At 62.6% G+C, this 11,163-nt stretch carries 12 protein-coding genes, 1 other RNA gene and 1 pseudogene; 11 read left to right on the forward strand and 3 right to left on the reverse strand.

Going from position 1 to position 11,163, the window contains the following annotated elements:
* Together E5W70_RS27355 and ssrA are read right to left on the reverse strand one after the other, a co-directional pair.
* The coding region (locus E5W70_RS27355; protein ID WP_292664343.1) for an SDR family oxidoreductase at positions 1–736 on the reverse strand (736 nt) is incomplete at its 3' end.
* Positions 737–1,013: 277 nt separating this feature from the next.
* Positions 1,014–1,369: a transfer-messenger RNA gene (gene ssrA / locus E5W70_RS27360) on the reverse strand.
* 163 nt (positions 1,370–1,532) lie between these two features.
* Between ssrA and E5W70_RS27365 the strand changes: the two genes are divergently transcribed.
* The 6 genes from E5W70_RS27365 to E5W70_RS27390 all read left to right on the forward strand — a co-directional run bounded on the left by E5W70_RS27365 (position 1,533) and on the right by E5W70_RS27390 (position 6,039).
* Positions 1,533–1,844, forward strand: coding sequence for a DUF2853 family protein (locus E5W70_RS27365; RefSeq protein WP_292664345.1), 312 nt, complete (start codon positions 1,533–1,535; stop codon positions 1,842–1,844).
* A gap of 113 nt (positions 1,845–1,957) precedes the next feature.
* A complete protein-coding gene (locus E5W70_RS27370) occupies positions 1,958–2,752 on the forward strand; it encodes a thymidylate synthase (protein WP_292664347.1) in 795 nt (264 codons plus the stop codon).
* A gap of 243 nt (positions 2,753–2,995) precedes the next feature.
* Positions 2,996–3,787, forward strand: coding sequence for a molybdate ABC transporter substrate-binding protein (gene modA, locus E5W70_RS27375; RefSeq protein ID WP_292664349.1), 792 nt, complete (start codon positions 2,996–2,998; stop codon positions 3,785–3,787).
* A 15-nt stretch (positions 3,788–3,802) separates the two neighbouring features.
* Entirely contained in the window at positions 3,803–4,507 is a 705-nt protein-coding gene (gene modB / locus E5W70_RS27380; RefSeq protein WP_292664351.1) for a molybdate ABC transporter permease subunit, read from the forward strand.
* Positions 4,504–5,616 (forward strand): molybdenum ABC transporter ATP-binding protein, encoded by a 1,113-nt coding sequence (gene modC / locus E5W70_RS27385; RefSeq protein WP_292664353.1) that lies wholly within the window; start codon positions 4,504–4,506, stop codon positions 5,614–5,616. Before modB ends, modC begins: the two co-directional genes overlap by 4 nt.
* Before the next feature lie 81 nt (positions 5,617–5,697).
* Entirely contained in the window at positions 5,698–6,039 is a 342-nt protein-coding gene (locus E5W70_RS27390) for a winged helix-turn-helix domain-containing protein (RefSeq protein WP_292664355.1), read from the forward strand.
* A 33-nt stretch (positions 6,040–6,072) separates the two neighbouring features.
* On the opposite strand, the gene cobF is transcribed toward E5W70_RS27390, so the two are convergent.
* Entirely contained in the window at positions 6,073–6,846 is a 774-nt protein-coding gene (gene cobF / locus E5W70_RS27395; RefSeq protein ID WP_292664357.1) for a precorrin-6A synthase (deacetylating), read from the reverse strand.
* Between the two features lie 141 nt (positions 6,847–6,987).
* Between cobF and E5W70_RS27400 the strand changes: the two genes are divergently transcribed.
* The 5 genes and pseudogenes from E5W70_RS27400 to E5W70_RS27420 all read left to right on the forward strand — a co-directional run.
* Positions 6,988–7,998: a DUF4424 domain-containing protein gene (locus E5W70_RS27400; RefSeq protein ID WP_292664359.1), complete on the forward strand. Its 1,011-nt coding sequence runs from the start codon at positions 6,988–6,990 to the stop codon at positions 7,996–7,998.
* Positions 7,998–8,516 carry a dihydrofolate reductase gene (locus E5W70_RS27405; protein WP_292664361.1) on the forward strand — a complete coding sequence of 173 codons (519 nt, stop codon included), beginning with the start codon at positions 7,998–8,000 and terminating at the stop codon, positions 8,514–8,516. Before E5W70_RS27400 ends, E5W70_RS27405 begins: the two co-directional genes overlap by 1 nt.
* A gap of 160 nt (positions 8,517–8,676) precedes the next feature.
* Positions 8,677–9,771 (forward strand): FtsH protease activity modulator HflK, encoded by a 1,095-nt coding sequence (hflK, locus tag E5W70_RS27410; RefSeq protein ID WP_292664363.1) that lies wholly within the window; start codon positions 8,677–8,679, stop codon positions 9,769–9,771.
* Entirely contained in the window at positions 9,771–10,727 is a 957-nt protein-coding gene (locus E5W70_RS27415) for a protease modulator HflC (protein WP_292664365.1), read from the forward strand. Before hflK ends, E5W70_RS27415 begins: the two co-directional genes overlap by 1 nt.
* Before the next feature lie 143 nt (positions 10,728–10,870).
* Positions 10,871–11,134 (forward strand): annotated as a pseudogene (locus E5W70_RS27420) (serine protease); the annotation flags it as partial.
* Between the last annotated feature and the right edge of the window lie 29 nt (positions 11,135–11,163).

The following is an 11,163-nucleotide window of genomic DNA, read 5'->3' on the forward strand; positions in this document are numbered from 1 at the left end:
CCAGCCGCTGGCCACCATCGACATGAAGCACGGTTCCGGTGATGAAGCCGTTATGCATCAGGGACGTGATGGCTTGGGCAACGTCGGCTGCCTGGCCGATCCGGCCGACGAGCAGGCGCTTTGCCATGGCGTCCAGCGCGACGGTCTTTCCGCTCCCGACGACGGCATCCCAAATCGGCGTGTCGACCCAGCCCGGCGAGACGACGTTGACGCGGATCGGCGCCAGTTCGACGGCAAGCGCGTAGGCGAGTGAGCCAAGGGCCCCATTAACGGCTGCCACCACCGAGCCTTTCGCCGCCGGACGATAGGCGGCGATGCCCGAGGTCAGCGTGATCGATCCCCTGGGCGTCAGACGAGGCGCGCCATGTTTGGCAAGAAGAAGCGGTCCGACGACTTTGGAATCCATCACTTTCCGCGCCACCGAGATGTCCATCTCGGCAAGCAACACATAGACGCCGGTAACGTCGGCGGCGGTCGAGACGATGTGGTCGAGCGTACCGACATCCTGGAACAGGCGCTGGACCTCTTCCTCGCTTGTGACGTCGGCTGCGATCGTCCTCAGCCTTTCCGGGTGAGGCAAGTGCTGCCGTGCGGCCGACAACCGGTCCTCGGAGCGGCCGACGATCGTAACCTCGGCGCCGGCGGCAAGCCGCTGTTCGGCCAGCGACAGCCCCATGCCGGAACTGCCGCCAACGATCAGGATACGTTCGGGTGTTGGTGTGGTTTCCTGGTTCATCTTATCTCCATCAGGTAGCTCGCCGGGCGTGACCACACGCGGCGAGAAACTGAGGCCTTGTCCCGCAAAGGCATGAGAGAAGGGAAACGGGAAGCTACGAATGCTGCCATCGGAGGTTCCGATGATGGGAAGCCTGGATGCAGAAGGTTTAGGCGGAATGCCGCTCAAGTGTTCTCGGCATTGCTGCCGCGCGATAGGCCCGGCGCAGTTGCAAAACAATCAGCGCCGCCGGATGCGGTTCAGGCAGCGGCGAAGGATAAGTGTGATGAGAGAGAGAAATGGAGGTTTCTGTTGCCAGGTACCTCCGAACCCCGCCTAGAAGTGCGAACCACTAGGGCTTGAATTGAAGCTATCGCACCGCTTACGCGGCGAGACGTGCTTCCGCATAGTTGTCGTTGGCAACTATAAGTTTAGCCCGATAACGGTGGTACAATGCCGGGCAAAAGTACGATCTTTACACCTTCGTCGATCCTATTTCGCCCCCAGCAAAAGCCGCTCCTGAGCAGCGGTTTTTGGTGGAGGCGCCGGGTACCGCCCCCGGGTCCGAACGGCTTATTTCATCGCCTGTTTATCGCCATAGTCGGTCGAGCCGACGAAGCGAATATAGGGACTGGCGGTGGAAAATGAAAGGCCGGAATGCCACTTTCGTCCGTGTCAAAGTGGATCACCAAGGGGTTGACTTGCCGCCGGTCTCAACCGAAGCTTTGTGGCGGTGAGGAGACCCAGCGCATAATTTGCGGCAGCGCGCCACAATCCTCATCGACCGGATCCCGTGGCGCCGACGAGGGGAAATTCGATGGCCGACTATCTCGCAGACGTAAAGAAATATGATGCGGCGGCGGATGCCGACGCGGTCGCCAAGATCGTCAAGCATCTGGGCATCGCGCTCAGGAACCGCGATTCCTCGCTGGTGTCCTGCACCGACCCGGAGGAACTGAAGCGCGTCAGGAACAGCTGGGTCGCCGGCAAGCTCGGCGTCACCGACGGCGCCAAGGCGGATGCGGCTATCGAAAAGACCTGCAAGGTGATGGCGGCCGACAACAGCAAGAGCCGGGTGACGTTCTATTACCTCGTCGCCAAGGATCTGGGCATGCTCGGCTCGCTCTGAGCAACCTCGCCGCCGGTGCCGGTGAGACTTCTGCTGGAATTGTCTCGCTTTACTGTGTTCGGCCGACCGTCATTCGGCTATGATGGCTGACAACCCGAATCGGACCGGAGCCGATGCGCCAGTATCTCGACCTTCTGAAGCATGTGCTGGAAAACGGCGCCGATCGCGGCGACCGCACCGGCACCGGAACACGCTCGGTATTCGGCTACCAGATGCGCTTCGACCTGGCCCGCGGCTTTCCGGTCACCACCACCAAGAAGCTGCACCTGAAGTCGATCATCCACGAGCTTTTGTGGTTCCTGGCCGGTGACACCAACATCAAATATCTCAACGATCACGGCGTCTCGATCTGGGATGAGTGGGCCGACGAGAATGGCGATCTCGGCCCGGTCTATGGCAAGCAATGGCGTTCGTGGCCGGACGGCCATGGCGGCGGCATCGACCAGATTGCGAATCTTCTGAAGGAGATACGCAAAAATCCTAATTCGCGGCGGCTGATTGTTTCGGCGTGGAACCCGGCCGAGGTGGAGGCCATGGCGTTGCCGCCCTGCCATTGCCTGTTCCAGTTTTATGTTTCTGAAGGCAAGCTTTCCTGCCAGCTCTACCAGCGTTCGGGCGATATCTTTCTCGGTGTGCCGTTCAACATTGCTTCCTATGCGTTGCTGACGCTGATGGTGGCGCACGTGACCGGATTGAAACCCGGCGATTTCATCCACACGCTCGGCGACGCGCATCTTTACTCGAACCATTTCGAGCAGGCGCGCGAGCAATTGCGGCGCACGCCCAAGGCGTTGCCGACGCTATGGATAAATCCCGAGGCGAAGGACCTCTTTGCCTTCCGCTTCGAGGATTTCCGGCTCGAGAACTATTTCGCCGACGCGACGATCAAGGCGCCGATCGCGGTCTAGGGACCTACCTGATTGTCCATATCGAAACTGCCTACTGCGGCTGCGCCCTCGTTTGCCCGTGCCGCGGGTACTGATTTCATGTGATATTTCCTTTGGCCTCAATACCGCTGTATCCAGCGGAGGTTATCGCACGCCGAGAAACCTGAGCTCAGAATGCCGTCGCCGGTAAAGAGCCTTTCCTTGTTATGTTCACATGGATATATCGATGGACGGCTTCGGGCGTTCCGAGACGAGGAGAGTTTCATGCTGGCGCGCAAAGGTTCGACGACGATTGCCATCGCGGGTCTCGCCGCCATGCTGATGGCCGTGGTGCCGGCGGCCAATGCCGATGACAAGGTGGTCGTGTTTGCTGCGGCGAGCCTGAAGGACGGGCTCGATGCCGTCAACAAGGCCTGCGAGGCCGATGTCGGCGAGGCGGCAACCATTTCCTACGCGGCGAGCTCGGCGCTGGCCAGGCAGATTGAAGGCGGCGCGCCAGCAGACGTATTCATCTCGGCCGATTTCGACTGGATGAAATACCTGTCCGACAGGAAGCTGACCAAGCCCGAAACCGAAATGAAACTGCTTGGCAACCAGATCGTGCTGGTTGCGCCGCGGGATTCCAAGGTCGAGACCAGGATCGAAAAGGGGTTCGATCTAGCCGGGCTGGTCGGTGACGGCAAACTTGCCATGGGCGATGTCAAGGCGGTGCCGGCAGGCAAATACGGCAAGGCGGCGCTCGAATCGCTCGGTGTCTGGTCTTCGGTCGAAGGCAAGGTGGCGCAGGCCGAGAATGTGCGCGCCGCCCTAAAACTGGTGTCGACCGGCGAGGCAGCACTCGGCATCGTCTATGCCACGGATGCGCATGCGGAGCCTGGCGTGAAGGTGATCGGCACTTTCCCCGCGGGTTCCCATCCGCCAATCATCTATCCGGTCGCCCGGCTTGCCGATTCGAGGGGCAAGCATACCGCCGCATTCCTGAAATGCCTGCAATCCACCAAGGCTGGCGAACTCTTCAAGGCGCAAGGTTTTACCATCCTTGCGCCGAGCAACTGACAAACGGCACCGCACATGAACTGGCTGCTGGATCTCGCTCCCGACGAATGGAATGCGGTCCGGCTGTCGATCAAGGTGGCGACCGTGGCGATGATTGCCAGCCTGCCGCCGGGCATTCTGATCGCCCTTGTGCTCGCCCGCGGCCAGTTCTGGGGCAAGACACTGCTCAACGGGCTGGTGCATCTGCCGCTGATCCTGCCGCCGGTGGTGACCGGCTATTTATTGCTTTTGACTTTCGGCAAGCGTGGTCCGGCCGGGGCCTTCCTGGCCGAGCATTTCGGCATCGTTTTTTCCTTTCGCTGGACGGGCGCCGCGCTCGCCTGCGGCGTGATGGGTTTTCCGCTGATGGTGCGGGCGATCCGGCTGTCGATCGAGGCTGTCGACCGCAAAATCGAGGCGGCCGCCGGCACGCTCGGCGCCAATCCGCTGTGGGTGTTCGGCACGATCACGCTGCCGCTGACCCTGCCCGGCCTGATCGCCGGCGCGATCCTCTCCTTCGCCAAGGCGATGGGCGAATTCGGCGCGACGATCACCTTCGTCTCCAATATTCCGAACGAGACGCAAACGCTGCCGTCGGCGATCTACACTTTCACGCAGGTTCCCGGCGGCGACGCCGGCGCGCTCAGGCTGACGCTGATCTCGATCGTCATCTCGATGGCTGCACTCGTGGCCTCGGAAGTGCTGGCGCGGCGCGTCGGCCGGCGGATGGACATCGAATGACGGTTCAGGTCGACATCAGCCACCGGCTTGGCAATTTCGCCGTCAATGCCCGCTTCGAGAGCGCCGGGCGGCTGACTGCGCTGTTCGGGCCGTCCGGCTCCGGAAAGACGACGCTGATCAATTTGATTGCCGGGCTGATCCGCCCCGACAAAGGCCGCATCGCGGCCGGGGGCCGCGTGCTGGTCGATAGCGATGCCGGCCTGTTCGTGCCTAAGCACAAACGGCGGATCGGCATGGTGTTCCAGGATGCGCGGCTGTTTCCGCATATGAGCGTGGCGAGCAATCTGCGCTATGGCCGCTGGTTCACGCCGGCTGCCGAGCGCTACGCGGATATCAATGGCGTGGTCGAACTGCTCGGGATCGGCCATCTGCTCGACCGGCGGCCGGCAAAACTCTCCGGTGGCGAGAAGCAGCGCGTGGCAATCGGCAGGGCGCTGCTTGCCAGTCCGAAATTGCTGCTGATGGACGAGCCGCTGGCATCGCTCGACGAGGCGCGCAAGGCCGAGATCTTGCCTTATATCGAGCGGCTGCGCGACGAGACGAAAATCCCGATCGTCTATGTCAGCCACTCGATCGCCGAAGTGGCGCGGCTGGCGAGCGACGTCGTGGTACTGATGCAGGGCAAGGTCGCTGCTTCCGGTCCGACCGGAGCGATCATGCAGCGTCTGGATCTATTGCCGGCCGAAGAGCGCGGCGAGGGCGGTGCCGTGCTGGATGCCGCGGTTCTGCGCCACGACGAGGCCTTTGGCATGACGGTGCTAGGCTCATTGGCGGGCGAGATCCGGGTGCCACTTCTGGCAACGCCGCTCGGTGCGCCGGTGCGCGTCCGCATCCGTGCCCGCGACGTGATGATCGCCACCGAGCACCCGGTTGGGCTCAGCGCGCTCAACATACTGCCGGGCACGATTGTGGCAATAGAGCCGGGCGAAGGGCCTACGGTCGAGATTGGCCTCGACTGCAATGGCGCAACCGTGCTTGCCCGCATCACCGAACAGTCGCGGCAGACGCTGCGGCTTCGGCTTGGTCGAAAGGTCTTTGCGGTGGTCAAGACAGTGAGCTTCGACCGGGCGAATACCGGCGCCGGCTTGCCGGCCGAGGCGGATGGGTGAACGGCCGATGATTCGCTATATCGTTTTGGAATAGCGGTATTGCTGGCGAACTTGTAGAATGGCGTGACCGCGGAGGAGAAAATGCCGTCGCTGAGTTTGCGGATAAATCTCGATCCACATGGCCGCCTCGGGCCGGGCAAGATCGAGCTTCTGGAACAGATCGCCGCCTTCGGTTCGATTTCGGCCGCGGCGCGCGGTATGGAGATGTCTTACAAGCACGCCTGGGATCTGGTCGAGGACATGAACCGCGTGTTCGGCAAGCCGCTGGTTGCGGCACAGACGGGCGGCAAGAAAGGCGGTGGCGCCCAGTTGACGTCGGTCGGGCTTGCGGTGGTCAGCCGCTTCCGCGCCATTGAGCGGGCTGCTTCTTCAGCAGCGGCGGCACATATGGAGGCGCTGCAGGCCGAGATCGACGCTGCGTGATCTCGGCGGAATTCATGCCGCGCTCGATCTCTGCTACTCTTCAGGCTCGCCCGGCTTGCGCAGCAGATAGGTGTCCATGATCCAGCCTTTTTTCCGACGGGCCTCCTCACGAGTGCTCACGATCTTGTCGCCGACGTCGCCAATCCGGCCCGAGATGACGATCTCGTCGGGCGTCCCGAGATAGGCGCCCCAGTGGACGGTGACGTCCTTGTCGTCCAGCGTGTTGAAGGCGCATTTTCCGTCCAGCATGACGATGGTGCTGCCGACGTTTTCGGGCAGACCTTCCTCGGCGAGCCGGCGGCCGGTGGTGATCAAAATGGCGTCGCCGATGCGGTTCAATGCCATTTTGTGGCTGGCTGCGAGTGCCTGGATAGCGGTGATGCCGGGGATGACCTCCAGCTCGAACGCGACATTGCCTCTCAGGCGTACGCGCTCCAGGATGCGCAGCGCGCTGTCGTAGAGCGAAGGATCGCCCCAGATCAGGAAGGCGCCGCAGCCATCTTCGGGGAGTTCGTCGCGGATCAGGCCTTCGTAGATCGCGGCGATCGCCTCGTGCCAGTCGTCGACGGTCGAGCGGTAGGAAGCTGCCGGCTCGGCGCGCACCGGCACCTCGAATTCGACACGGCGCGAGTTCAGATTAATGACGAAGCGGTCGCAGATCTGGCGGCGCAATTCGGCGAGATCGTTCTTCCTGGCGCCCTTGTCGGGGATGAACAGCACGTCGGCCCGGTTGAGGCCGTTAATGGCCTGGACCGTCATGTGCTCCGGATTGCCGGCGCCGATGCCGATGACAAGAAGCTTGCGCATGGGCGAACTCCTGCCCGATCGGGACCGGCGTGTCTAGACCGACATGACATGCCGGCAGACGCTGGCGCATTTGCCGAAAGGCTTTGAAACGCCACATTGAACAGCTAGAGTCACGTTGGCATTTTCGCCGGGGGAGTATCCATGTTCCGTTACGTCCTGACCGCAGCCTTGGCGCTCTCGGCTACGCCTGCGCTCGCCAACGATTCGGTCGCCGAACTCGGCACTGGTGGGCTGATCCTTTCGCGCAGCGACGCGGTGGCGATGGAAAGCGAGGATCTCTACATCTCGCCGGAAAAAGTGACGGTCGATTACGTCTTCCGCAACAACACCGACAAGGATGTCGATGCGATCGTCGCCTTTCCGATGCCCGACATCGAAGGCGACCCCGAAGAAATACCGGCAATTCCGGAGGCGCAGAGCGATAATTTCCTCGGCTTCGAAGTGACGATCGACGGGGCGCCGGCAAAGCCACAGCTCGAGCAGAAGGTATTTGCGCTCGGCATCGATATCGGCGCCGACCTGAAGGCGCAGGGGGTGCCGTTCTATCCATTCGGCGATGCGGCCAAGGCAGCGCTGGCAAAGCTGCCGCAAGCGGTCGCCGACGACTGGGTCAATCGCGGCATCATCATCGAGGATACCGCCGACGACGGTTCGGGCATGAAGACCGCCTATACGCCGTTCTGGCAATTGCGCTCGACCTATTGGTGGCGCTCGACCTTTCCGGCCAACAAGGCTGTCCATGTCTCGCATCGCTACAAGCCGAGCGTCGGCGGCACCTCCTCGGTCAGCTTCTTCTATGACGGCCAGTTCCAGGGCCAGTATGCCGCCTACAAGACCCGCTACTGCATGGATGGCACGTTCGAGAATGCCGTGCGCAAGGCAGCCAAGGACGATCCCGACGGCTACCCCAAATATTTCGAGAACCGCATCGCCTATATCCTGACCACGGGCGGCAACTGGGCGTCGGGAAACATCGGCACGTTCAAGCTGACCGTTGACAAGGGCGATCCGAAGAACCTGGTCTCGTTTTGCGGCGAAAACGTCAGGAAGGTCGGACCGACGACGTTCGAGATGAAGGCGCAGAACTTCTACCCCGAGCACGACATCGACATATTGCTGCTGGAGCCATCCGATGGCGGGAACGGCGGCTGATGGACCTCGCGATTTATGTCGCCATCGCCGAGAATGGCGTGATCGGGCGCGAGGGTGGGTTGCCGTGGCGGCTTTCCACCGATCTCAAGCGATTCAAGGCCGATACGATGGGCAAGCCCATCATCATGGGCCGCAAGACCTATGAAGGCATCGGCCGGCCATTGCCGGGCAGGCTCAACATCGTGGTGACGCGAGACAGGGCATGGCGCGCCGAGGGCGTCGAAGTCGCGCATTCGATCGAGGACGCGATCGCGCTGGCGACGGTGCGCGGGCGGTGCATGGCCGGCGCTGACGAGATCTGCGTCATCGGCGGCGGCGAGATCTACGCTCAGGCGCTGCCGTTGGCCGATCGGCTGCACGTCACGCATGTGCTGGCCGCGGTCGACGGCGACGCCCATTTCCCGCCGATCGATCCGGCACTATGGCGGATAGTCCACTCACAGGAGGTGGAGGCCGGTGAAAAGGACAGCCATGCGACACGCTATTCGGTTTACGAGCGGCGCCGCGACGTGAATTGAAGACGACAAAGCGTCGCGACAGGTCTAAATGGACCCAAAGGCGGACTGTTACGGCAGCCGATCGCGTTGAAAGCGTGCCGTTGCATCCCTATAGAATAATAATATTGGATTTTGCGCCGGCGAGCCGGCGCTTGAGGGAATTCCAAGCGAAAGGACATTCATGCCCTGGAACGACAAGAGCGGCGGCGGCGGCCCGTGGGGCGGCGGCAACAATCAGGGACCTTGGGGACAGGGACCCAAGGGACCCAGCGGCCCGCAGGGCTCGCCTCCCGATCTCGAGGATATCATCCGGCGTGGGCAGGATAGGTTGCGGCGCGCGCTGCCGGGCGGCGGTGGCGCGAGCCCGGCCGTGTTCGGGCTGATTGCTGCGGCGCTGGTGGTGCTATGGGCGTTCAAGGCGGTCTACACCGTGCAGCCCGACGAAGTTGCGGTGGAGCTCAGGTTCGGCAAGCCGAAGGCGGAGCTTTCGCAGCCTGGCCTGCATTTCCATTGGTGGCCCATCGAAACGGTCGAGACCGCTAACATCGCCGAGCAGCTTGTCAGCATCGGTGGCGGCAGCACCAGCGGCAATGGCCTGATGCTTTCCGGCGATCAGAACATCGTCAACGTGCAATTCTCTGTGGCCTATCAGGTTTCCGACCCGAAGGCCTATCTGTTCGACGTGTCCGACCCGGGCGGCATGCTGCAGCAGGTCGCCGAAAGCGCGATGCGTGAAGCGGTCGGCCGGCGCCCGGCGCAGGACATTTTCCGCGACGACCGGCAAGGCATTGCGGCGTCGGTGCGTGAGATCATCCAGACGACGCTGGACGGCTACAAGGCCGGCCTCAACGTCAATGCCATTTCGATCGAGGACGCCGCGCCGCCGCGCGAGGTGGCAGACGCGTTCGACGAGGTGCAGCGCGCCGAACAGGACGAGGACAAGTTCGTCGAGCAGGCCAATCAGTATTCCAACCAGAAGCTCGGCCAGGCGCGCGGCGCGGCCGCACAGATCCGCGAAGACGCGGCCGCCTACAAGAACCGGGTCGTGCAGGAGGCCGAAGGCGAGGCGCAGCGCTTCATCTCGGTCTATGACGAATATGCCAAGGCGCCGGAAGTGACGCGCAAGCGGCTTTACCTGGAAACGATGGAGAGGGTGCTGAAGGATTCGAGCAAGGTCATTGTCGAGCAAGGCAACGGGCAAGGGGTGGTTCCCTACCTGCCGCTGCCGGCATTGCAGCAGAAGGCGCCGGCACCGGCCACCGGAGGAAACCAGTGATGGCCAACCGTCTTCCCGTCATTGCGGTCATCGCCGCGGTCATCCTGTTCCTGCTCTATTCGTCGGTCTTCGTCGTCAATGCGCGCCAGCAGGCGCTGGTGCTCAGGTTCGGCGAAATCGTCGACGTCAAGAACCAGCCGGGCATCTATTTCAAGGCTCCATTCTCCTTCTTCGATGCCGACACCGTGCAGCTGATCGAAAACAGGGTCCTGCGCTTCGACCTCGACAATATCCGCGTTCAGGTTTCGGGCGGCAAGTTCTATGAGGTCGATGCCTTTATCGCCTATCGTATCTCGGATCCGCGCGTGTTCCGCGCCGCGGTCTCCGGCCAGATCGAACTGGCCGAGGCCCGGCTGAGGACGCGTCTCGACGCCGCCTTGCGCCGCGTCTACGGCCTGCGCGACTTCGAGGCGGCACTTTCGGAAGAGCGCGCCGTAATGATGCGTGAGGTGCGCGATCAGCTGAGGCCCGATGCCACTTCGCTTGGCCTGCAGATCGAGGATGTCCGCATCCGCCGCACCGATCTGACGGCCGAAGTCTCGCAGCAGACCTTCGACCGCATGAAGGCCGAACGTCTCGCCGAAGCCGAGCGGCTGAGGGCGCGAGGCAATGAGGCAGCGCAGCGGATCAGGGCTCGCGCCGACCGCGAAGTGGTCGAAATCGTCGCCGAAGCGCAAAAAGAGTCTGAAATCCTGCGCGGTGAAGGTGAAGCCCAGCGCAGCGCGACGTTTGCCGGGGCCTATCAGCGCGATCCGGCGTTCTTCGATTTCTATCGATCGATGAATGCCTATGGCACGGCGCTGAACAGCAGCGGAACGACGATGGTGCTGTCGCCGAATTCCGAGTTCTTCCGCTTTTTCCGCGACCCGGACAGCAAGGAAACGCCCGCGGCACCGCCGGCACCAGCGCCGGCCGCTCCCGTCGCGCCAGCGGCACAGCCAGGCACCGGCCAGTAGGGCCGGTGCAGGGGAAGCCGGCGTAACGGAGGATTTATCCTCTGGCGGTAGCCATAGCCGCAAACGTGCCTTATTTCTTGCCAACATGACGCGACGCGGCGTTTTTGCCGAAGCGCTTTTTTAGAACACCCGGAGGCCTTTCGATGACATCCACCACCCTTCTGCGTGCAGCGAGGCGGACGTTCATCGCCGGGGCCGCTGCGCTTCTGGTCGGCGCCGTTGCCGTTCCGTCTTTCGTGACGCCGACAGTGGCAGCCGACGGGCCGCCCTCGGTTGCCGATCTCGCCGCCGGCCTGCTCGGCGCGGTGGTCAACATCTCGACGTCGCAGACGGTGAAGGGCACTGAGGGGCCGGGCGCGGTGCCGATGCCGCAGCTTCCAGAAGGCTCACCCTTCCAGGACTTCTTCGACGTCCTGGAAGGGTGAGCCTTCTGGAA

This window comes from Mesorhizobium sp., from assembly GCF_005063415.1.
Classification (GTDB): domain Bacteria; phylum Pseudomonadota; class Alphaproteobacteria; order Rhizobiales; family Rhizobiaceae; genus Mesorhizobium.

Coding starts and splice junctions, on each gene's coding strand:
- E5W70_RS27370 (WP_292664347.1), top strand. CDS start 1,958: ATGCGCCAGTATCTCGACCTTCTGAAGCATGTGCTGGAAAACGGCGCC.
- modA (WP_292664349.1), top strand. CDS start 2,996: ATGCTGGCGCGCAAAGGTTCGACGACGATTGCCATCGCGGGTCTCGCC.
- modC (WP_292664353.1), top strand. CDS start 4,504: ATGACGGTTCAGGTCGACATCAGCCACCGGCTTGGCAATTTCGCCGTC.
- modB (WP_292664351.1), top strand. CDS start 3,803: ATGAACTGGCTGCTGGATCTCGCTCCCGACGAATGGAATGCGGTCCGG.
- E5W70_RS27405 (WP_292664361.1), top strand. CDS start 7,998: ATGGACCTCGCGATTTATGTCGCCATCGCCGAGAATGGCGTGATCGGG.
- cobF (WP_292664357.1), bottom strand. CDS start 6,846: ATGCGCAAGCTTCTTGTCATCGGCATCGGCGCCGGCAATCCGGAGCAC.
- E5W70_RS27400 (WP_292664359.1), top strand. CDS start 6,988: ATGTTCCGTTACGTCCTGACCGCAGCCTTGGCGCTCTCGGCTACGCCT.
- E5W70_RS27365 (WP_292664345.1), top strand. CDS start 1,533: ATGGCCGACTATCTCGCAGACGTAAAGAAATATGATGCGGCGGCGGAT.
- hflK (WP_292664363.1), top strand. CDS start 8,677: ATGCCCTGGAACGACAAGAGCGGCGGCGGCGGCCCGTGGGGCGGCGGC.
- E5W70_RS27390 (WP_292664355.1), top strand. CDS start 5,698: ATGCCGTCGCTGAGTTTGCGGATAAATCTCGATCCACATGGCCGCCTC.
- E5W70_RS27415 (WP_292664365.1), top strand. CDS start 9,771: ATGGCCAACCGTCTTCCCGTCATTGCGGTCATCGCCGCGGTCATCCTG.